The organism is Dickeya sp. Secpp 1600, from assembly GCF_003049805.1.
GTDB lineage: Bacteria > Pseudomonadota > Gammaproteobacteria > Enterobacterales > Enterobacteriaceae > Dickeya > Dickeya fangzhongdai.
On sequence record NZ_CP023484.1, the window covers coordinates 3,583,809 to 3,606,220 of the forward strand.

The following is a 22,412-nucleotide window of genomic DNA, read 5'->3' on the forward strand; positions in this document are numbered from 1 at the left end:
ACGGTTATTACTGATTGCTGGCCTGCATCGCCTCGACCTGCATCTTGATTTGCTTCACGGCGTTATCGAGCGCCGCTTTCGGCTCCTGTTTGCCGGTCATGCTCAGCTCCAGCGCCGCGTTGGCCGGCCCCCAGACTTCGCCCATTTCCGGAATGCCCGGCATCGGCACGGCTCTGGCGGCCTGGATGGCGACCGCGCTGGCTTTCTCGTCGTTTTTAATCAGCGGATCGTCAATCATGCTTTTTTGCGGCGGGATCTCGCCGGTGCGTTGATAGCGGACCTTCACGTAGCGCGGCTGGTTGATGAATTCGATAAACCGTTGCGCCAGCGCGTTGTCCTTACTCCAGGTCGAGACTACATACCCTTTCACGCCCAGGAACGAGCTCATCGGTTTGCCGTCCGGCAGCAGCGGCAGCGGCGCCACGCCGTAGTGAATGCCGGCGGCTTCATAGGGCTGGAACGCCCAGGGGCCGTTGATAACCGCCGCCGCTTTTTTCTCGGTGAACAGTGAATCGATGGCGTTCAGCCCGTTATCGCCAATGATCCCCGCCGGAAACAGCTTATCGGCGTAAAACTTACGCAGCAGCGTCACCGCGTCCACCGCGCCCGGCGTGTTCAGGCCGATATCCAACGGGTTGAGGCCGCCTTTGTCGTTTTTGCCGAAGCCTTTGTCATTTTTGCCGAAAATATAGCCGCCCATCGGCCCGATCGCGCCCCAGCTGTAGTAGATCTGATCGAACTTCGCCAGCAGCCCGAACTTATTCTGCGCCTGCTGCTGCCGGGAAAAGTCATACCACTCCTGCAAGCTGGCCAGCGGTTTGCTCACCTGCTCCTTGTTGTAAATCAGCACCAGGGTTTCCACCGCTTTCGGCAGGCCGTACACCTGGTTGTTCATGCGAAATGCCGCCATCGACGCATCGGTGAAGCTGTCTTGCGCCGCCTGATCGAGTTTCAGCGGCGCAATCAGCCCCTGCACCACCGCGCCGCCCAGTTGATCGTTGGGGATCACCAGCACATCGGGGCCGATGCCCGCCGGGCCGTCCAGCCGCAGTTTTTCCAGCTGCTGGGCATACGGCATTTCCTGCAGGTTCACTTTGACGTTGTACTGTTTTTCGAAATCCCCGATGGCGTCCTTGATGCCATCCGATTTCCGGATATCTTCCCAAACGGTCAGCTGCTGCGCGGCATGTACCGGAAAGGCCGCCAGCTGGCCGGCAGCGGTGGCGGAGAGCAGTAGGGCGGTAAGCGTTTTGGTTTTCATTATCGACCTCATGTGAAGGTATAACATTTTTAAGCAAAAAACCTGGCACTTCGCATTAACAAAAACATCGTGGCTGATTTTATAGGGCTTTAAACACCCGGTTTTTCACCAGCGATGATGTTATACGCTACGCTACCAGTGGGGATATGACGACAGGAAAGTGACTATTGTGTGATCACAATTGCAGAAATGAAACATGCCGATAGGGCGCTAAAAACAAGGTGGTTATAGTCATCTCAACGTAAAAGCGCCGTCAGGCTGGTTCAAAAATTTGTTATACGTAGTACATACACTTATCAGCACTACCCGGCCCGCCACTGCGGTCACCGTATTGATAACCCGTTGAGGAAAAACGGATGTCCAGCATATGCTTAAAAAATGTCACCAAACGCTTTGGCAAAACGGAAACGCTGCACAATATCAATCTGGATATTCAGGCGGGTGAATTCGCGGTGTTTGTCGGGCCTTCCGGCTGCGGCAAGTCTACGTTGCTGCGGATGATCGCCGGTTTGGAAGAGATTAGCGATGGCAAAATTCTGATTGATGACGAAGTGATGAATGACGTCGCGCCGGCCCACCGCGGCGTGGCGATGGTGTTTCAGTCCTACGCGCTCTACCCGCACATGACGGTGGCGGAAAACATGGGCTACGGGCTGAAGGTCAACAAGGTGCCGAAGGCGGAGATTCGCCATCAGGTCGAAATGGTCGCCAAAACCTTGCAGTTGTCCCACCTGCTGGACCGCAAGCCTAACCAACTGTCCGGCGGCCAGCGCCAGCGCGTCGCCATTGGTCGCGCCATCGTGCGCAACCCGAAAGTGTTCATGTTCGATGAACCGCTCTCCAACCTCGACGCCGAACTGCGGGTCGACATGCGCCTGCACATCGCCAAGCTGCATCAGGAGCTGAAAACCACTATGGTGTATGTCACCCACGACCAGGTGGAGGCGATGACGCTGGCCGACAAAATCGTGGTGATGAACAACGGCAAGGTGGAGCAGACCGGCTCGCCGATGGCGCTGTACTACAACCCGGTCAATCGCTTCGTCGCCGGTTTTATCGGCTCGCCCAAAATGAATTTCCTGCCCGCGACCGTCGTCGCCTGGCAGCCGCATCAGTTGACCGTGACGCTGACGGCGGATAAAACGCTGACGCTGAACATCGAGACTACGCCGCTACAGCCCGGCGACGCCGTCACGCTGGGAATTCGCCCCGAGCACCTTGGCATTCAGCCATCGCATCAGGCCACGCTGGCCTTTCAGTGCGAAGTAGTGGAACGGCTGGGCAACAACACCTACCTGTTCGGCCAGTGCTACGGCCACGATGGCGTCAAAATCCTGCTGCCCGGCGACGTGCAGTTCCGCCCCTGGCAGGCGATTACCGTCGGTTTCGACGCCGCTCACTGTCTGGTGTTCGACGCCGAGGGTCTGCGCATCAACGCCGACGCCGCCGTTCCCGGCATGCACTGACGTCATCGCCACCGCTACCCGCGTCACTGCGCGGAACGGCATCAAACCGATGCCCGCTACGCCGCGCAGCTGACCTTGCCACCCTACCCCGCCATCGCCTTCTCATCCCGCGGCGGAGATGGATAACTCGCGCCGTCAGACCAATCAACGCCTATCCCAACAGGCACCTGTCAGGTGCAGGCAATGCCCGCGTTCGGTGAGGATAGACGCCCTGATGGGGCATCGCGTTACCTTGTGGCGAAAGGGGGTTTATCATGCCGGCAACGCACGGTGAATAACTCGCGTCGCTAAGTGGGAATCGCGCGCCAGACCGTGTTCCTTATCTCCTATTGTTCCTATTTATCTGGCATCGCGTTCATCGCACATCGCTTTCATCTGGCATAACTCTTGCTGGATGACTCCTGCTGGATGGCTCTTACTGTTGATATCGACCGCGGAATACACGCGGTCTGACCATCATTTTGACGAACACCAAGAGGGACGTTATGTCCAACGTATTCGATCACTATCGTTACCTGCACACCATTCCGGAACTGGGATTCCAGGAATTCAAGACCTCCGATTATCTGGCCGCGCAGTTGGAAGCAGCGGGCTACCGTCTCACCCGCGGCGTCAACGGCACCACCGGCATCGTGGCGGAACTGAACAGCGGCGTGCCCGGCCCGGTGCTGGCGCTGCGCGCCGATATGGATGCATTGGGTCACATCATTGACGGTGAGTTTTGCGCCCGCCACACCTGCGGACACGACGCCCACTCGTCGGTGGTGCTGACCGCCGCTCAGGAACTGATGCGCGATGGCGTGGTGAAAAAAGGACGGCTGAAGATCCTGTTTCAGCCCGCCGAAGAGCTGGGTACCGGCGCCATCGCCATGGTGGAAGGCGGCGCCATCGACGACGTGGACATGATCCTCGGCTTTCACCTGCGCCCGGTGGAAGAGTGCCTGCTGGGCGAGGCGATACCGGCGATGCACTATTCCGCCAGCAGCACGCTGGAAGTCACCTTTCACGGCCAACCGGCGCACGGCGCGCGGCCGCATCTGGGCGTGAACGCACTGGAAGCCGCCGCCAACGCCGTCATGGCGGTGAAGGCGGTTCCGCTGGCGCCGCACCTGACCTGGAGCGCCAAGGCTACCCGTTTTCTGTGCGACGCCGGCGTGACCAACTCCATTCCTGATAACGCCACGGTATGCTGGGACCTGCGTTCGTCGCTGAATGACGCGATGGACGAGCTGAAAGCAAAAGTGATCCGCGCCATTGAGTACAGCGCGGCGGCTTACGGCGCAACGGCCGAGATCAAACTGCTAAAAGAGATTCCGGCGGCGGATATTCATGACGACGCCACCGCGCTGATCAGCGCGGCGATCGTGGATGTGCTGGGCGAAGCCGGTCTGACCGCGCCCAAAAGCACCGCAGGCGGAGAAGACTTCTTCTTCTATCCGCGCCTCAAGCCACAGATTAAAGCTGGCTTCTGGGGGCTGGGCACCAATCTCAAACCGGGGCTGCACCATCCGGACATGCATTTTGAATTATCGTCGCTGGAAACCGGCGTGCAGGTATTCAAACGCTGCGTGGAAAAGATGCTGGGATAATATCAGGGCGTCCCCGGCAATACGCCGGGGACGCTTATCAGGAAAGGCACGAATTATTTAACCAGCGTCCACGAACCGTCTTCCCGAATAAAAGTAAAATTGACGATCTCTTTTTTGTTTCCAACCAGTGGCAATGACATATCCAAATCGACATTGCATTGATAGCCTTTATTTTCACTTCTGATGCAATTCAGCTTTTTTAACGAATTGATTTTAAGCACCATCTCATCATTAAAAAGCGTGCCGACTTTTTTTTTAATTTCCTGATTAGTTTGAGCCACCATATCGTCAACCGCGTGCCGAATATCCTGCTCGGTCGGTTCGCTGCCGCCACATCCCGATAACACGACGGCAATCAACGCACAGAAAGCGGCTTTATTTATCATCATCACAGACATCCCTATTAAAACGTGCATAAACCCGTCATACTTCAAGTCGCAGGTACGTTGGCTGCGTTACTCGGCCCATTTCCTGGCCTCGCCCTAAAGGGCCAACGCGTTGCGTTGTTCAAAACGCAGCGCGTTTTGTCCTGCAACTCGAATTATTTAGGGCATAACCCCTATAAATGCCTATTCAGCGGCAAAGCGGCATATCTGAATATACCTGTCGTTTTTCGCGTTGCAGACACGTTGCCATCCTTTGCTTCCGGCATGGCCGCACGTATGCCGCCAGGGTTTCTTTCATCCGGCGACTGGCCTCCGCCTGTCGACGTAATAACCGCCGCCTGCCAGCCAGACCATCAAAAATAAACAAATTATTCACATTACGATTACCGCTGAATAAACTGCACGACGGTATTATCATAAAGCCGACCAAACACATAGTCATTCTCTTCCCAGCTCTTGCAATGGAGCAAAAATCAATCAGACAACTATAAAAAATGGATCCCTATCACATTCATTTTTACAATATTGCGAGTGTTTCATAAATAAAAATGACATAAATCTCTTTTCAAAATTAGAAAATAAAATAGATGATATTCACATCAGGTTAATTTTCAAAACAGCGGTTTATTTTTCTCGCCATTTTTATTTTTTGCTCTATAGTAATCACGATACATTCAGGAAGTACCCGCTTTTATTTCTTTCTCTCAACTGAATGAGAGTCAATACCTGTGGGATTTACAAGGAGATTGTATGTTTAAGTATGTAATACCTCTGTGTGCACTCACTCTGGCGGCACCGTCATTCGCCGCCCAAACCACACTGATGCTGTCCCAGAAAAGCGATGTTAATTATCTGGGCTGGTCTACCGACGAAAGTAAAGTGGCGCGTCAGGAAGTTTATCGCGGCACCACCAGCAATCCTGACCTGCGTGAACGTATCGCCGTACTGGACGCGGAAACCCGTACCTTTAAAGATGCCGACACCAATAGCGGCCTCAACTACTGGTACTGGGTGGACGTAGTAAGCGAAGACCAGGCTCAGATCGAATCAAATGCCGTCACCACCGCGCCGAACACCGGCCCGCTGCGCGCAGCGAAAGCCAGTTCCGAGTGTAAGCCGGGCGCCACATTCGAAAACCGCACGGTGGACTGCGGCGGCGTGACCATCGGCACCTCCTGCCCGAATGACAGCGATAAACAAAAACCGCTGATCATTCTGAAAAACGCTACGGTGAAAAACCTGCGTATTTCCGCCTCCGGCGGCGCGGACGGCATTCACTGCGACAGCGGCAACTGCACCATTGAAAACGTGATCTGGGAAGACATCTGCGAAGATGCCGCAACCAATAACGGCAAAACCATGACCATCGTCGGCGGGATCGCGCATAACGCCAAAAATGGTTACGGCGGCAAGCCGGACAAAGTGCTGCAGCACAATTCCAAAAACAGCACCACGGTGGTGAAAGGCAACTTCACCCTGACCGGTGAACACGGGAAATTGTGGCGCTCCTGCGGCGACTGCTCCAACAACGGCGGCCCGCGTTTCCTGACCGTTACCAGCGCTACCGTTAACGGCACCATTGACAGCATCGCCGGCGTTAACCGCAACTACGGCGACGTGGCAACCATCAGTGGTCTGAAAATCAAAGACTACAAAGAAGGCAAACCGCCAGTCTGCGAAGAGTTCAAAGGCGTGGTGAAAGGCCAGGGAACATCAGAGAAGTACGGTGAAAAATGGGACACCGCCAACTGTAAGGTTAGCCGTTCAGGCGTCAGCAAACTCTGACAGGGTCGTCTGACCGGTTGAAACACAACACGGGCTTCCTGGCGTATCAACCAGACAAGACCGGGCTACCCGCCCGGTCTTTTTTATTGTCAGTGACCGAGGTCACTCCGCTACACGGGCCGCCAGCGCCTCTACCCGGCGTATCGCCTGACGCACCTGCTGCTCCGTCACAGTAAACGGCATCGTTGCCATATCCGGCGCATCAACCGATGCGCGAACGATCGCCGTCAGTTCCTCCTCCAACAAATCCGGGCAGATCGCCGCCAGCGTCAACGGCACCGCACAGACCTGAGCCAGCCGAATCGCCGCCAGCAGTTCTTCATCGCTGCGCTGCTCCAGCGCCAGCAGGCACAGATTGCCGAAGCCGACCAGCAGGCCGTGGCCGAATTCGCGGGTCTTGTCGCAGACGGTAAACCCTTCGTACAACGCATGGGCCGCCGCCGCGTGCGCGCCGCTGGCCATCAGCGAGGTCAGCCCGGCGAACAGGAAGATAGCGTCCAGCACCTGATCGAGCGCGTCGTTGTGCTGCCCGGCCGTCACGGCGCGGCAGGCTTCCTCGCCGTACTGTTCGATCAACCGAAAGCAGATTTCACTGTTGGCGCGCGACGACGCGGCAAAACCGCTGTCGTTGCCGCCGTTATCGATAGCGCGAAACTCATACCACTTCGCCAGAGTATCCCCCAGCCCGGCGGCCAGCCAGCGCAGCGGCGCCCGCGCCAGCAGCGCACTGTCGATCACTACCGCCGCCGGCGCTACCGGCAGGTGGTGCAAATCGTGGAAATGACCGTCGTCGTGATAACGAACCGACAGCGGCGTCACGGCGGCGCAGGTCGCGGCAATCGTCGGCAACGTCACCACCGGAATGCCGCACTGGAACGCCACCGCTTTACCGGTGTCCAGCGCCTTGCCGCCGCCTACCGCCAGCAACACATCGCTGTCGGTTTCGCGCACCCGCGCGCACAGCCGCTCAATCTGACTGACGCTGCACTGCTCGCCAGACCACTCCACCGCGGTCAGCGTCACCCCAGACTGCCGCAGTTGTTCGATAATCAGAGTCTGCGCCGCCGCCAGCGCCTGATGCCCTCCCGCGACCAGCACCCGACTCCCGAGACGGGCGCAAATCCCGCCCAACTGTTGACTGACTCCGGCGCCACGCAACACCGTGGCCGGAAAGAAAACCTGCTGCATTATGATAATTCCTGCCTGCTGTGGTTATAAAAAGTGTTATGAATAACAAATCATTACTACACTACAAAACCACACACCGGGCACCATATCATTGTCTTATCCACTTTTGCCTCGGGCCGGCAGGCGCAGGCCGCCATGAACGCACAGGCTGCCCCTTGTCGGCTTATACCCAAGCGCATCAGTGCGGGCACCGCCGGGTTCAGCGCCATCGCGCCCGATGACGGCTACTGCCCATTGACCGGGAGAAAGACCATGTTTTCGATCAGAGAAATACAGCCTGCGGATAGCGAACAGGTTATCGCCTTGCATTTCGCCGGCTTGCGGGAAAGCGGCTCGCTGTCTCCTGATACATCGCTGGACGCCGATTTGTACGCCATTGCCGAGCACTACCCTCAACACCGCGCCCGTTTTCTTGTCGCCGTCACGACGGAAGCAGAACCGGAATATGTGATTGGCATGGGGGCGATCCGCCTGCTGTCCGACTCGGTTTGCGAGATTAAACGAATGCGGGTGGCCGCCGGATTTAGACAGGGCGGCATCGCTCAGGCGATTTTGGATCAGCTATTCGCGTTTGCGCAGGGCATCGGCGGCGTCCGATCAATGATTCTGGACACCGCCGAAGCGCAGACCGCCGCCCAGCGTCTTTATGAAAAAAACGGTTTCGTTCTGGATTCCCGCAAAGATATCGGCGGGATAGCGAGCCTGATCTATAAAAAAGCCCTGCGGTAGCGCGGCACGTCCGTAGTCGGTCATAGAAGGACGGTCTGCCGACCGCCCTTTTTTAGCGCCTGATTTTTACTTCACTCGTGCGACTTCACCATCGGCAAATTCAACTGATGCGCCGCCGCACAGGCTTTAGCAACGTCGTAACCCGCATCAGCATGGCGCATCACCCCGGTAGCCGGGTCGTTCCACAGCACCCGCGCCAGCCGGGCATCGGCCTGTTCGCTGCCGTCGCAGACGATCACCATCCCGGCGTGCTGGGAGAAGCCCATGCCGACGCCGCCGCCGTGATGCAGGCTGACCCAGGTGGCGCCGCCCGCCGTATTCAGCAGCGCGTTGAGCAGCGGCCAGTCGGACACCGCGTCCGAGCCGTCCTGCATCGCTTCCGTTTCCCGGTTGGGCGAGGCCACCGAACCGCAGTCCAGGTGGTCGCGGCCGATAACGATCGGCGCTTTCAGCTCACCGTTGCGCACCATCTCGTTGAACGCCAGCCCGGCCAGATGCCGTTCCCCCAGCCCCAACCAGCAGATGCGCGACGGCAGTCCCTGAAAAGCGATGCGTTCGCGCGCCATGTCCAGCCAGCGGTGCAGATGGTGATTATCCGGAAACAGCGCCTTCAACTTCGCGTCGGTCTTGTAGATGTCCTCTGGATCGCCGGACAGCGCCACCCAGCGGAACGGCCCCTTGCCTTCGCAAAACAGCGGGCGGATATAGGCCGGGACGAAACCGGGGAAATCAAAGGCGTCGCGCACGCCTTCATCAAACGCGCGCTGGCGGATATTGTTGCCGTAATCCACGGTGGGCACGCTCATGTGGCAAAAATCCAGCATCGCCTGCACATGCACCGCCATCGAGGCGCAGGCGGCTTTCATCACCCCCTCCGGGTCGCTGATGCGTTCCTGTTGCCAGCGCGCCACGCTCCAGCCCACCGGCAGATAACCGTTGAGCGGATCGTGGGCGGAAGTCTGATCGGTAACGATATCCGGTTTCATGCCGCCGGCTTTGGCGCGTTTCACCAGCTCCGGCAACACCTCGGCGGCGTTACCCAGCAGGCCGACGGAGATGGCTTTTTTCTGTGCACAGGCATCGGCGATCATCGCCAGCGCGTCGTCGATGCTATCGGTCTTGTAATCCAGATAGCGGGTGCGCAGCCGAAAATCGATGCGGGATTCCTGACACTCCACCGCCAGCACCGATGCTCCGGCCAGCACGCCGGCCAGCGGCTGGGCGCCGCCCATGCCGCCGAGACCGGCGGTGAGGATCCATTTGCCGCTCAGGTCGCCGTGATAATGCTGGCGGCCGGCTTCGGCGAAGGTTTCATAGGTACCCTGCACGATGCCCTGCGCGCCGATGTAAATCCACGATCCGGCGGTCATCTGGCCGTACATCATCAGCCCGGCCTTATCCAGTTCATGGAAGTGTTCCCAGGTGGCCCAGTGCGGCACCAGATTCGAGTTGGCGATCAATACCCGGGGGGCGTCGGCGTGGGTGCGAAACACCCCGACCGGCTTGCCGGACTGTACCAGCAGGGTTTCATCCGCTTTCAGCTGGCGCAGGCTAGTCAGAATGGCGTCAAAGCAGGCCCAGTTGCGCGCCGCCTTGCCGATGCCGCCGTACACCACCAGATCCTCAGGGCGCTCGGCCACGTCCGGGTCGAGGTTGTTCTGGATCATGCGGTAGGCGGCTTCGATCAGCCAGTTTTCACAGTGCAGTTCAGTTCCGTGCGGCGCACGCACGACACGAGCAACAGAAGACGTAGTCGAAGAAGAGGTGGTCATGGCGGATTCCTTATCAAACGAGCGCCGGTTCGGCGGCATAACTGGGCAATAATGCGGTGATGACGGACGGCCAGCGCTCACGGCTGGCCCACTGGCGCATCAGGTCAATATCGGTCGCCATTAGGCGGTCGTGGTCCAGAAACGCGACCTGTTCACGCACCTGCGCCAGTTCGCGCTCCAGCAACGGCGAGCTTTTCAGCGGGCGATGGAAATCGATGCCCTGCGCGGCGGCCATCGCTTCAATTCCCACCACGGTGGCGGTGTTAAAGCACATGCTGCCGAGACGGCGGGCGGCGTAGGTCGCCATCGATACATGGTCTTCCTGATTGGCGGAGGTGGGCAGGCTGTCCACGCTGCCGGGATGGGCCAGCGACTTGTTCTCCGACGCCAGCGCGGCGGCGGTTACCTGGGCGATCATGAAGCCGGAGTTGACGCCGCCGTCGTTAACCAGAAACGGCGGTAGCCCGGACAGCGTGCTGTCGAGCAGCAGCGCCATACGCCGTTCGGAAATCGCGCCGATCTCCGCCACCGCCAGCGCGATGATATCGGCGGCGAACGCCACCGGTTCGGCGTGGAAATTACCGCCGGAGATCACCTCGTCGGTTTCCGGAAACACCAGCGGATTATCCGACGCGGCGTTGGCTTCGATGCGCAACACGCGGGCAGCGTGCTGCAGATTGTCCAGACACGCGCCCATTACCTGCGGCACGCAGCGAATGGAGTACGGGTCCTGTACCCGGCCGCAGTTGACGTGCGACTGCAAAATTTCGCTGTCCGTCAGCAAGGCGCTGACCGCCGCCGCTACCGCAATCTGTCCCTGCTGGCCGCGCGCCTGATGGATGCGGGCGTCAAACGGCTTCACCGAGCCTTTGATCGCCTCCAGCGACAACGCGCCGGCCACCAGCCCGGCGGCAAACACTTTCTCGGCCTCGAACAGCCCGCGCAGCGCCAGCGCGGTGGATACCTGGGTACCGTTGAGCAGCGCCAGCCCCTCTTTCGGCCCCAGCACCAGCGGTTCGACGCCGGCCCGCGCCAGCCCGTCGGCCGCCGGGATCAGCACGCCGTCGACCCGCGCCTGCCCTTCTCCCAGCAGCAGCAGCGACAGATGCGCCAGCGGCGCCAGATCGCCGCTGGCGCCTACCGAGCCTTTCTCCGGAATGCAGGGCATCACCCCGGCGTTGAACAGCGCCAGCAAGGTATCGATCACCTGCAACCGCACCCCGGAATGCCCGCGCGCCAGGCTGACGACTTTGGTCGCCATCACCAGACGCAGCACGTCATCCGGCAGCAGGTCGCCGATGCCCACGCTGTGCGACAGCACCAGATTGCGTTGCAGCTCCGCCAGCCGGTCCGCCGGAATGCGGGTCTGGGCCAGCTTGCCAAAACCGGTGTTGATGCCATAGACCACCCGGTCCTGACGGATAATGCCCTGCACCGTTTCCTGCGCCGCCGCGACCGCCGCGCGCGCCTGCGCTTCCAGCGTCAGGGTAACCTCTCCCTGATAAATGGCGCGCAGCGTGGCGAGGTCCACCGCGCCGGGCGTCAGGCAATAGCTTCGGGTTTGTGACATATATCTAATCCTGTATAGACAAGTAGAACTAAAAAAATCCGGCTGACGTATTTTCCATTATCCAGCCGGTACGCATGTCTCATCCTGCATTCCCCGGCAGACGGGCCGCTCAATGCGCCAGCGACTGCAGGGTTTCACTGCGAATCTCTTCCGTCACCCGCGCTTTTAGCGCCATAAATTCCGGCGAGGTTTTAAGGGTATAGTCTCTCGGCCAGGGAAAATCCACCGCCACTTCGGTTTTAATCCGCCCCGGCCGGGCGCTGAAAATCGCCACCTTGTTAGCCATAAAAATCGCCTCGTCGATGTCGTGGGTGACAAATAACACCGTCTTGCGCGACGACTCCCACACCGACAACAGCAGTTCCTGCATCATGACGCGGGTCTGGTTATCCAGCGCGCCGAACGGCTCGTCCATCAGCAGCACTTTCGGGTCGTTAGCCAGCGCGCGGGCAATGGCGGTGCGCTGCTGCATACCGCCGGAAAGCTGGCGCGGATAGTGGTGTTCGAATCCGTGCAGCCCCACCTGATGCAGGTAATAATCGCTGCGTTCACGCTGCTGCGCCTTGCTGATGCCGCGCTCCTGCAAACCGAAACAGATGTTCTCGCGCACCGTCAGCCACGGAAACAGGGTGTAACTCTGGAACACCATGCCGCGATCGGCGCCGGGGCCGTCCACCAGCGCGCCGTCCAGCCACACCTCGCCGCGGGTCGGCGCGTCCAGCCCGGCGATGATGCGCAGCAAGGTCGACTTGCCGCAGCCGGACGGCCCCAAAATGGTGACGAAGTCGTTTTCATGCACCTGATAGTCGATGGGCTGCAACGCCGGTATCGCATCCCCGTGCGGACCGGTGAACACCCGCTCCACCTGACGAATGGTCAGTTTGCTGTATTTCATCGTATGCTCCAGGCGAATAAACGGCGGTTGGCGGCCTTGAACAGGAAGTCGGACAGCAGCCCAATCACCCCGATGACGATAATGCCGAAAATGATTTGCCCGGTGTTGAGCAACGCCTGGCTGTCGACAATCATGTGGCCGATGCCGCTCGACGCGCCGATCAGCTCGGCGACGATCACGTAGGTCCAGGCCCAACCCAGCACCAGCCGCAACAGTTCGGCGATATCCGGCGCGGCACCGGGGATCAGCACCCGGGTGACCACGCTGCGGCTGGAACAGCCGAGCGTATAGGCGGCTTCGACCAGATCGCGGCGGGCGCTGCCGACGCTGACCGCCACCATCAGTACAATCTGGAAGAAAGAGCCGATAAAAATCACCAGGATCTTCTGCATCTCGCCAATACCGGCCCACAGGATCAACAGCGGCACGAACGCCGACGCGGGCAGATAGCGGCAGAACGACACAAAAGGTTCGAAGAACGCTTCCACCAGTTTGTACGCCCCCATCAGGATGCCGAGCGGCACCCCAATCAGCGCCGCCAGTAGAAAACCGGCCACCACGCGCATCACCGTCATGCCGATGTCCTGCTGAAAGCCGTAATCGGTAAACAGCAGCACGCCTTCATGCAACATGGTCAGCGGGTCAGCCAGAAAAGTGACGGACACCGCGCCGCTGAACGTCACCAGCGACCACAGGCCGATAAACAGCACGAAGAAACCGATGCCGAGCGTCCAGCGCAGGCGCGTCGATACCGGGCGCAGCGGCACCATCAGTGGGTTGTGCACGCGTGTCGGCGCTTCCGGCAACGCCGCCGGGGCTAACTTCGCCGCTTGGGTGAGACTGCTCATGTCCGCCTCCTTCATCGGTTACTTCACGTAGCTGGCGTCATACAGCGCGGAAATATCCGGCTTCTGGCGGATAACTTTGGCCTCCAGCAGCAGTTTGGCCGCCTCCTGGCTGAAGGTGGCGATCTCGCCGCTGAAGAAGGCGCGGTTTTGTTCACGGTCCTGCCAACGCAGGTACTGAGCCGACTGAGCGAACTCCTTACCGCTGGATTTCACCGCCGCGCCCATGATGTCGTAGGCGTTGTCCGGCTGGGTTTTGATCATCTCCAGCGCGTCAAAATAGCTCTCCACCAGCGCTTTCCCTACCTGCGGGTGCTGTTTCAGGAATGCGGGCGTGCAGCCGAGGGTGTCCATCACCATCGGGTAATCGAGGGTGGTAACCAGAATTTTCCCTTTGTCCGGCTGCTGACGCACGGAGGACAGATAAGGCTCGTAACTCATGGCGGCGTCATTCTGCCCGGCGACGAACGCCTGCGCCGCCGCCTGCGGCGACAACGTCGCCACTTTTACGTCTTTCAGGCTCATGCCGTTTTTATCCAGAATCCACGCCAGCGCGAAATACGGCGAAGTGCCGGGCGCATCCACGCCGATGGTTTTGCCCTTCAGGTCGCGCACGCTGGCGATGCCGTTACGCACCGCCAGCCCGTCAGCGCCATACGATTTGTCGAGCTGGACGATCTGTTTGAGCATCACGCCGCTGGCCGCCCAGGAAACGTAGGTTTCCACCGTGGTGGCGGCGCACTGAATCGCACCGGACGCCACCGCCAGATGGCGGTCCTTCTGCGGGATCATTTTCAGATCGACTTTCAGTCCATGCTTTTGGAAAATGCCGGCCTTGTCCGCCAGCGTCAGCGGCGCGAAGCCGGTCCAGCCGGAAATGCCGATAGCCACCGGCGTTTCCTCTGCCTGCGCGGAAACGGCGGCGACCAGACAAACTGCCATCAACGAGATTTTCCAACCGGTACGACCTGATGCTGTACTCATGTTTCTGCTCCTGTCAGGAAAAGAAAAAGCGATGGACCGCAAGTGTTATAGTCTTGTCTATACAAGCAAGGGTCATGCCAGCACAGCTAAACTGGCGAACGGACGGGAAAAACAGCGGAAGCATGCGGCAGGAATGGGCATCAACCCCGGAGGAAGCACAGCAGAACGCCCTATAACGGTGCGCCCTGCCCTGTTTTCAGTCATGCAAATGGCATTGCGCTGTTTGAGGCTGTTGACAAACCAATTTAAGTATCAGGCGAATGGGTTTTCCGGCGTTAAAACTGTGCTGAGGCGGACGACTTCGCCGGGTGAGCCGCATGGACGCGGCGAAAGTCCGTGCCGCTCCGGACAGCGAAGGCGAACGCCGAAGGAAGCGCGTAGCGGCACAGTTTAGCCACCAGCCAGAGGTCAAGGAGAGGCGGCGCTGAGCCTCTCCTTGTCGTGCGAGTGATGAAATAACAGAGAAACAATGTGGCTTATCCCGCACGAAACCATTCACTGGTCAAACAGGCATCACCATTCACAAAACACCCCGGCTGTTTGTCAACAGCTGTAAACGGCATTACGCCATCAGGCGGCGCGCAAGCCGATAAAACCATAATACTGCGACGGCCCCGTGATGGCCTGGGCGCCGGCCAGCTGTAACGACGCCAGCACATCTTCGTCGGAAACATGGAACTGCCATGCCCGGCTGACCGCCGCTTCGGCATGCTCTTCGGCGGTGAATTGCCCGGCCAGCTCCAGCGCCGATGTAAAGGCGCTCATATCCGGCAGGTAAGCCGTAAAGCCATCGCCTTTCAGCGCGCTGGTGGCGATCCCCAGCCAGTTGCAAATCGACGCCTTAATATGAACATCTTCGCGATCCGCCTGACGGGAGCGTTCGATCAGCGCCTGCGTTTCGCTGTCCACCAACCGGTCCGAGACAATCAGCGCTTCTCCCTGCAACCAGGCTTCCGGCGGGCAGTCTTTACTGGCCTGCCGCAACGGAATATGCGGGTTGATCTCCATCGGGTAAATACGGCACACCAGCGGGCGCCGATCATAAATCCGGCAGCGCAGATCTTCATCCAGATGCCGGCAGGAATCAGGGTTGTAGGCCGCAAACGTGATCGCGATAAACGCCCGGGTTTCGCCGCTGATCACGTCACAGGAGCGCGACTGGGCATGCTGGCGCTGTTCCGGCAGGATACCGATGCCATTTTGCAGAAACCCTTCGGCAAGAATAATGATTTGCCCACCGTCCAACGCCCATTCACGGGCTTCAGCCAGTGTCAGGGGTACATGATGCCCCATGCAGCATTTGCCGCATCCTACACAGGAAAACGATGTATCCATTGATGATTAACCCTTATTTAAAACCTATGCGCACAAAACAGGAAGAGAGCTGACGGAGGCCGTTTCAGTGAGCGATTGAAACCGATGAAAACGTCCTCTTCTGATGGCGACTGAAGCCACTATTCAGACTCAGAATTTCGTAAAGATAACGTCAATATAACGTTAAGGATCGATATTTTGATAAATTTACAAAATGTGGGGAGATACCGCGCAGCCCAGGTAATTACTGGCCTGAGCCGTATTCGCTGGCTCGTGAGAGGATCAGGCAATCGAATGATCGACTGCCTGTAAAATGAAAGGATGGGTAAAGCCGCGCCTACCCTAAGCGAAGATGAAAAACACCGCGCGCAAGCATGCAATTACCCTTTATTTCTGTCCTGCCCATCACTGATAAAATAGGCAAACTCGGCGGCGTGAATCCGATCTTCGGTCGCGGTCGCTATTCCGATCTTCTCCGCTTCCTGATTGTTCAGAAAAAGATGGGCGTCTTCGCTGTATAACGCCTTGTTCATCGCCTCATCGCTCAGGGTCGTACACTGGCGGTAAACATTTTTCAGCATGTCGACGTAATAATACGCGAGCTTTTGATCGCCAGATAGGCGGCGTGCCCGCTATCCAGATCGCCGCCCGCGCTGTTGATATATCAATAGAGATCATGAGCGTTTTTGAAGCGCATATTGGCTTCGTCCAGCGCCATCGTCAGCTCGTTAATCTTTTCTTGATTGATATTTCCGTTGAAATGCATTTTTACCGCGGTGACGGCATCCGGCGCGACGCCCGGCGTGGTTACCGTTTTCAGATTTGCCATCGCGGTCGCAGGTAACACAGCCAGCAGCAGGCAGAGGCGTTTATTCATGATCTTCTTCCTCGGTGGTTATCCAGGTTATCGCACGCAATACCGTGCCAGACAGCATGTAACTTACTGTGTTACAGACCGTCTTTCCGTGGGAACGCCAAAACGTAACCGGATGTGATGACATTTTCCGTCAGCGGTTTTGTTGCCGAAGAGAACAGGTTGTCTATACAGGATTGGTCGTTGTTCGCTACACTGCGATCATCTGTTGCCTTTGAGGATGACGCCTTGACCGACCTGCAAACCGCTTCCCAACTTGCCGCCGCCATGAGTGATACCCCCGCGCCGATCTACCAGCGGGTAAAACAGGCGATTATCAGCCAGATTCGCAGCGGCGTCTGGCAGTCGCATCAGCGGGTGCCGTCGGAAAGCGAGCTGGTGAATGAACTGGGCGTCAGCCGTATGACCATCAACCGGGCGTTGCGGGAACTGACCAGCGAAGGATTTCTGGTGCGGATGCAGGGCGTGGGCACGTTTGTGGCGGAACAGAAGGCGCACACCGCGATGCTGGAAGTGCATAACATCGCCGATGAAATCGCCGCCCGCGGTCATCGTCACAGCAGCCGGGTGCTGGTGCTGGAAACCCTTAACGCCGATGGCGATCAGGCCGCGCAACTGGATATCGCCCCCGGCCAGCCGCTGTTTTACTCGCAAATCGTACATTACGAAAATGACGTACCGGTACAGCTGGAAATCCGTTACGTCAACCCGCAGGTGGCGCCGGACTATCTACAGCAGGATTTCACCCGCGATACGCCGCACAGCTACCTGAGCCGCGTCGCGCCATTGACCGCCGGCGAGCACCGGGTGGAAGCGGTCGCCGCCGAACCGCATCAGCGCGACCTGCTGGCGCTGGGCGAGCAGGAGCCCTGTCTACTGATCCGCCGCCGCACCTGGCACGGCTCGCGGGTCGTCACCGCCGCGCGTCTGTTTTATCCCGGTTCCCGCTATCAGCTATTCGGCCGTTTTGGCGGCTAGTCGCTACTCCCTGATAATTCTGACCGCTGCAACCCGCCGGTTAAAAAAACAAAAACCTGATTTTTACCATGCCGTTACCAGCATGGTAAAAATCAGGTTCTGCAAGCAATACCACGAGCGATAAATATTATGAGCAGCAAATAGCATGATCAATAAATGGCATGATCGGCAAATAGCATGATCAATAGCCAGGAAAGCGGGCGGAATCGGCAATGTTGCATCACAAGGGGAGACAAGTTCCACATCAGTGCCAAAACCACCCGCTTTTATTCAGTAGCTATTGGTTATCGTTAACTATTTTACACCGCCGAAATGCAATGCCATGACAACGCCGTTAACGAATATAGCGGTCAATCAAATTGAAGTTCAGATAGCGGTAAGTGTCGTCCGCGGTCTTGTCCACCTGCACCATATACTGCTGGTATTCGTCCGGCGTCGGCAGACGTCCCAGCAGCGACGCCACCGCCGCCAGTTCGGCTGACGCCAGATACACATTGGCGCCCGCTCCCAGACGGTTCGGGAAGTTACGGGTCGACGTCGACACCACCGTCGCGCCATCCGCCACCCGCGCCTGGTTGCCCATGCACAGCGAACAGCCGGGGATTTCGACCCGCGCGCCGCTCTTGCCGAATACGCTGTAGTAGCCCTCTTCGGTCAGTTGCGCCGCGTCCATGCGGGTCGGCGGCGCCACCCACAGCCGCGTCGGCAGTTGCCCTTTGTGCTGATCCAGCAGTTTGCCGGCGGCACGGAAGTGACCGATGTTGGTCATGCACGAGCCGATGAACACTTCGTCAATCTTGTCGCCCTGCACATCGGACAGCAGGCGCGCGTCGTCCGGATCGTTCGGCGCGCACAGGATCGGCTCTTTGATATCCGCCAGATCGATGTCGATCACCGCGGCGTATTCCGCATCGGCGTCGGCTTCCAGCAGCTGCGGGTCCGCCAGCCATTTTTCCATGCCCTGCACACGACGCTCCAGCGTACGGCGATCGCCGTAGCCTTCGGCAATCATCCACTTGAGCAGAATGATGTTGGAGTTCAGGTACTCGACGATCGGCGCCTGGTTGAGCTTGATGGTACAGCCCGCCGCCGAGCGCTCCGCCGAGGCGTCGGTCAGTTCGAACGCCTGCTCCACCTTCAGGTCCGGCAACCCTTCGATTTCCAGAATGCGGCCGGAGAAGATGTTTTTCTTGCCCTTCTTCTCCACGGTCAGCAGGCCCTGCTTGATCGCGTAGTACGGGATCGCGTGCACCAGATCGCGCAGCGTGATGCCCGGCTGCATCTGGCCTTTGAAACGCACCAGCACCGATTCCGGCATATCCAGCGGCATCACGCCGGTGGCGGCGGCAAACGCCACCAGACCGGAGCCGGCCGGGAAGGAAATCCCGATCGGGAAACGGGTGTGGGAGTCGCCGCCGGTGCCCACCGTATCCGGCAGCAGCATGCGGTTCAGCCAGGAGTGGATCACGCCGTCGCCCGGACGCAGCGACACGCCGCCGCGGTTCATGATGAAATCCGGCAGGGTGTGGTGGGTGTTGACGTCCACCGGCTTCGGATAGGCGGCGGTATGGCAGAAGGACTGCATCACCAGATCGGCGGAGAAGCCCAGACAGGCCAGGTCTTTCAGCTCGTCGCGGGTCATCGGGCCGGTGGTGTCCTGCGAGCCGACCGAGGTCATCCGCGGTTCGCAATAAGCGCCGGGGCGAATGCCGGCGACGCCGCAGGCGCGGCCGACCATCTTCTGCGCCAGCGAGAAGCCGCGGCTGCTCGGCGCCACGTCTTTGGCGTGACGGAACACGTCGCTGTGCGGCAGGCCCAGCGACTCGCGCGCTTTGGACGTCAGGCCGCGGCCGATAATCAGCGGAATACGGCCGCCCGCGCGCACTTCATCCAGCAGCACGTCGGTTTTCAGTTCGAAGCTGGCCAGCAATGCGTTGCTGTCGTGGTGACGCACTTCACCCTGGTACGGGTAGATATCAATCACGTCGCCCATGTTCAGTCCGGCGACATCCACCTCGATCGGCAGCGCGCCGGCGTCTTCCATGGTGTTGAAGAAAATCGGCGCGATCTTGCCGCCCAGCACCACGCCGCCGCCGCGTTTGTTCGGCACGTTCGGGATATCGTCGCCCATGAACCACAGCACCGAGTTGGTGGCGGATTTACGGGACGAGCCGGTGCCGACCACGTCGCCGACGTAGGCCAGCGGGAACCCTTTCTGGTTCAGCGCTTCGATTTGTTTGATCGGACCGACCACGCCGGGCTGATCCGGCTCGATGCCTTCGCGGGCGTTTTTCAGCATCGCCAGCGCGTGCAGCGGAATGTCCGGACGCGACCAGGCGTCCTGCGCCGGAGACAGGTCATCGGTGTTGGTTTCGCCGGTCACCTTGAACACGGTGACGGTAATCTTGTCCGCCAGTTTCGGGCGGGACAGGAACCACTCGGCGTCGGCCCAGGATTTGACCACTTGCTGCGCGTGGGTATTGCCGGCTTTGGCTTTTTCTTCCACATCGTAGAAATTGTCGAACATCAGCAGGGTGTGAGATAGCGCGTTGGCGGCGACCGGGGCCAGGGCGGGATTATCCAGCGCTTCAATCAGCGGCTGGATGTTGTAGCCGCCTTGCATGGTGCCCAGCAGCTCGGTGGCTTTTTCCGGGGTAATGAGCGGAGAAACGGTCTCGCCTTTGGTGATGGCAGCCAGGAAACCGGCTTTGACGTAGGCCGCTTCATCAACACTCGGCGGCACACGATTGACTAACAGATCGACTAAAAACTCTTCTTCTCCGGCGGGGGGAGTTTTCAACAATTCCACCAGTGCCGCCATTTGCGAAGCCTCTAGCGGTTTGGGTACGGTACCCTGCCGGGTACGTTCGGCGACATGCTCACGATATTCTTTCAACACAGCACGTTCCTCATAAGCTCAGATAATTCATTCGTAATCGAGTTAATCAGCACTATTCCTGCTGGCGGTTACTCACGTTTTTCAAATAGAAAATACTCAGGCCGTTCACAATAAATCAAAGAATTGCATTGACTGGCGATTCAGCATTGCTGAAATAAATTAAATAATCATTTCACTTAACATTTTCAATTATGTCATTTAACATGAAATAGATAAAAGCCGCTAAATTCGAATGCCGGATGACGGTAAATAAAGAAAAATAACAAATCAATGGAATAATAATTAAAAGCATAAAATTCATTTAATTCTTTTTATTTATCCATCAATGTGATCGCCGATCAACTTTCACTGACAGGATCGCAGTTACTTTACCCCGGTCAAAAGATTATGAATAAAGGGGAATCCTGTGTTTCAATTTCTTATCGAGCTACTAAAAGACGCCGCCATATTGGTGAGTCTTTTTACCATGCTGGGAAATATCATTCAAAAGAAGAATATTAACGATATTATTACTTCTACAATCAAAACCTATCTGGGCTTTGTCATTCTTTTTGCCAGTGCAAACTTGCTTATTTCTCCGGCACTGAATAATTTCTCAAAAATATTCCTCACCGCCTTTCACGTTCAGGGCATTGTGCCTAACAACGAAGTCGTTATCGTTGTCGCCATGGAAAAACTGGGCCAGCTCTATTCTTCGGCCATCGCCGCCGGCCTTATCGGCGCCATGTTTTTCAATATTGTGCTGGCTAAAATCACTCCGCTGAAATATATCGTCCTGTCCGGACATCATGTTTTCTTCATGGTGAGCTGCCTGACGATCATTGCCATGCTGCACGGCATCTCCGTTTCTAATTCCGCTATCCTGGCGACACTGATTACCGGAGTATGGTGTGTTATTTCTCCGGCGCTGCTGGTACGCTATTGCCGACAAATTGACAACTGCGACGCATTGAGACAATCCGGCGATTTCTCTATCGGCCAGTTCGGTTCCACCAGCTATATGCTGGCCGGCTGGTTAGGGGAAAAACTGGGTAATAAAGAAAATGATGCGGAAAAACTGGCCATTCCGACCAGCATTGGTTTTTTAAAAGACAAACAGGTTTCGACTTTCTTTGTGATGCTGTTGTTCTTTGTTGTCTCCGCGCTGGTCGCCGGCGCCGATCATGTGCAGGCGATCGCGGACGCAGGCAATAAAGATCACAGCCATACCAATATATTTCTGTTCCTGCTGAAACAAGCCGGGCTGTTTGCAGCGGGTGTCTACATGCTGACCCGCGGCGTACATATGTTTATTGAAGAGCTGATTCCGGCGTTTAAAGGCATCAGCGATAAAGTCATCAAGAAATCGATTCCGGCGATTGAAATCTATTCGCTGTTTCCTTATTCCAACAACGCCGTTTTCATCGGTTTTATCTGTTGTACCGTCAGCGGCTTCCTGACCATGATTCTGTTGCCGGTATTTGGTTATCCGGCGATGGTTCCCAGCCTGCTGTTCACGTTTGCCAGCGGCGGCGGCGCGGGCATCATCGGTAACGCCACCGGCGGTATCCGCGGCGCGATAATCGGCGCCGTGGCCTGCGGCATCATCTCCATTGCCGGCTCCGCATTCATTTTCCAGCCGATCCACGACGCCGGCGTCGATGCCCCGACCACCTACTCGACGACCGATTTTACGTTGCTGGGTCTTTCGCTGCACAGCGCGTTATCGTTGTTGAATCACTAAAAACATTGACGTGGCCTGGCGCAATCAGGCCACCTATCTGTTTCAATAGCATCGCGCAGCCCCAGCAGCGCGTAACACCGTTTTCCTGCGGCTCGCGAGCAATCGGCAACCTTTCCATCTGGCGATGGTATCTTTGCCCCCGACAGCCCCCCAC

The 22,412-nt window shown here is 57.9% G+C and carries 18 protein-coding genes; 6 read left to right on the forward strand and 12 right to left on the reverse strand.

Going from position 1 to position 22,412, the window contains the following annotated elements:
* Positions 1 to 7 precede the first annotated feature (7 nt).
* Positions 8 to 1,261, reverse strand: coding sequence for an extracellular solute-binding protein (locus CPA59_RS15850; RefSeq protein ID WP_038667165.1), 1,254 nt, complete (start codon positions 1,259 to 1,261; stop codon positions 8 to 10).
* Positions 1,262 to 1,617: 356 nt separating this feature from the next.
* On the opposite strand from CPA59_RS15850, the gene CPA59_RS15855 reads away from it, so the two are divergent.
* Together CPA59_RS15855 and CPA59_RS15860 are read left to right on the forward strand one after the other, a co-directional pair.
* Positions 1,618 to 2,727: an ABC transporter ATP-binding protein gene (locus CPA59_RS15855; protein WP_107760007.1), complete on the forward strand. Its 1,110-nt coding sequence runs from the start codon at positions 1,618 to 1,620 to the stop codon at positions 2,725 to 2,727.
* 485 nt (positions 2,728 to 3,212) lie between these two features.
* Positions 3,213 to 4,316 carry a M20 peptidase aminoacylase family protein gene (locus CPA59_RS15860; protein WP_107760009.1) on the forward strand — a complete coding sequence of 368 codons (1,104 nt, stop codon included), beginning with the start codon at positions 3,213 to 3,215 and terminating at the stop codon, positions 4,314 to 4,316.
* A gap of 53 nt (positions 4,317 to 4,369) precedes the next feature.
* On the opposite strand, the gene CPA59_RS15865 is transcribed toward CPA59_RS15860, so the two are convergent.
* Positions 4,370 to 4,705, reverse strand: a complete 336-nt coding sequence (locus CPA59_RS15865) for a hypothetical protein (RefSeq protein ID WP_225622596.1) — start codon at positions 4,703 to 4,705, stop codon at positions 4,370 to 4,372.
* A 747-nt stretch (positions 4,706 to 5,452) separates the two neighbouring features.
* Between CPA59_RS15865 and pelI the strand changes: the two genes are divergently transcribed.
* Positions 5,453 to 6,487 (forward strand): pectate lyase PelI, encoded by a 1,035-nt coding sequence (gene pelI / locus CPA59_RS15875; protein WP_038667135.1) that lies wholly within the window; start codon positions 5,453 to 5,455, stop codon positions 6,485 to 6,487.
* Positions 6,488 to 6,589: 102 nt separating this feature from the next.
* Here pelI and CPA59_RS15880 read toward each other — a convergent pair whose 3' ends face one another.
* Positions 6,590 to 7,678, reverse strand: coding sequence for an iron-containing alcohol dehydrogenase family protein (locus tag CPA59_RS15880; RefSeq protein ID WP_107760012.1), 1,089 nt, complete (start codon positions 7,676 to 7,678; stop codon positions 6,590 to 6,592).
* Positions 7,679 to 7,810: 132 nt separating this feature from the next.
* Between CPA59_RS15880 and CPA59_RS15885 the strand changes: the two genes are divergently transcribed.
* Positions 7,811 to 8,404 carry a GNAT family N-acetyltransferase gene (locus tag CPA59_RS15885; protein ID WP_107760014.1) on the forward strand — a complete coding sequence of 198 codons (594 nt, stop codon included), beginning with the start codon at positions 7,811 to 7,813 and terminating at the stop codon, positions 8,402 to 8,404.
* Positions 8,405 to 8,475: 71 nt separating this feature from the next.
* Here the strand turns inward: CPA59_RS15885 and hutU are convergent, their stop codons facing one another.
* The 8 genes from hutU to CPA59_RS23190 form a co-directional block, all read right to left on the reverse strand.
* The gene (gene hutU, locus CPA59_RS15890) at positions 8,476 to 10,176 is read right to left on the reverse strand and encodes a urocanate hydratase (RefSeq protein ID WP_107760016.1); all 1,701 of its coding nucleotides are present in this window, start codon (positions 10,174 to 10,176) and stop codon (positions 8,476 to 8,478) included.
* A gap of 13 nt (positions 10,177 to 10,189) precedes the next feature.
* Positions 10,190 to 11,746 carry a histidine ammonia-lyase gene (hutH, locus tag CPA59_RS15895; protein WP_107760018.1) on the reverse strand — a complete coding sequence of 519 codons (1,557 nt, stop codon included), beginning with the start codon at positions 11,744 to 11,746 and terminating at the stop codon, positions 10,190 to 10,192.
* 109 nt (positions 11,747 to 11,855) lie between these two features.
* Positions 11,856 to 12,641 (reverse strand): ABC transporter ATP-binding protein, encoded by a 786-nt coding sequence (locus tag CPA59_RS15900; protein ID WP_107760020.1) that lies wholly within the window; start codon positions 12,639 to 12,641, stop codon positions 11,856 to 11,858.
* Entirely contained in the window at positions 12,638 to 13,411 is a 774-nt protein-coding gene (locus CPA59_RS15905; RefSeq protein ID WP_369831437.1) for an ABC transporter permease, read from the reverse strand. Before CPA59_RS15905 ends, CPA59_RS15900 begins: the two co-directional genes overlap by 4 nt.
* Positions 13,412 to 13,507: 96 nt before the next feature.
* A complete protein-coding gene (locus CPA59_RS15910; RefSeq protein ID WP_049842569.1) occupies positions 13,508 to 14,470 on the reverse strand; it encodes an ABC transporter substrate-binding protein in 963 nt (320 codons plus the stop codon).
* Positions 14,471 to 15,040: 570 nt separating this feature from the next.
* The gene (locus CPA59_RS15920) at positions 15,041 to 15,805 is read right to left on the reverse strand and encodes a YkgJ family cysteine cluster protein (protein WP_107760022.1); all 765 of its coding nucleotides are present in this window, start codon (positions 15,803 to 15,805) and stop codon (positions 15,041 to 15,043) included.
* 359 nt (positions 15,806 to 16,164) lie between these two features.
* A complete protein-coding gene (locus CPA59_RS23185; protein ID WP_255412236.1) occupies positions 16,165 to 16,365 on the reverse strand; it encodes a hypothetical protein in 201 nt (66 codons plus the stop codon).
* Between the two features lie 83 nt (positions 16,366 to 16,448).
* A complete protein-coding gene (locus tag CPA59_RS23190; RefSeq protein ID WP_049842567.1) occupies positions 16,449 to 16,661 on the reverse strand; it encodes a hypothetical protein in 213 nt (70 codons plus the stop codon).
* A 225-nt stretch (positions 16,662 to 16,886) separates the two neighbouring features.
* Here CPA59_RS23190 and hutC point away from each other — a divergent pair, with 225 nt between their 5' ends.
* Complete coding sequence (hutC, locus tag CPA59_RS15930) at positions 16,887 to 17,636, forward strand: histidine utilization repressor (RefSeq protein ID WP_038919757.1); 750 nt, start codon at positions 16,887 to 16,889, stop codon at positions 17,634 to 17,636.
* Between the two features lie 334 nt (positions 17,637 to 17,970).
* Here hutC and acnB read toward each other — a convergent pair whose 3' ends face one another.
* Positions 17,971 to 20,535 (reverse strand): bifunctional aconitate hydratase 2/2-methylisocitrate dehydratase, encoded by a 2,565-nt coding sequence (acnB, locus tag CPA59_RS15935; protein ID WP_107760024.1) that lies wholly within the window; start codon positions 20,533 to 20,535, stop codon positions 17,971 to 17,973.
* A 406-nt stretch (positions 20,536 to 20,941) separates the two neighbouring features.
* Here acnB and CPA59_RS15940 point away from each other — a divergent pair, with 406 nt between their 5' ends.
* Entirely contained in the window at positions 20,942 to 22,258 is a 1,317-nt protein-coding gene (locus CPA59_RS15940; RefSeq protein WP_049854920.1) for a PTS transporter subunit IIC, read from the forward strand.
* Positions 22,259 to 22,412: the final 154 nt, after the last annotated feature.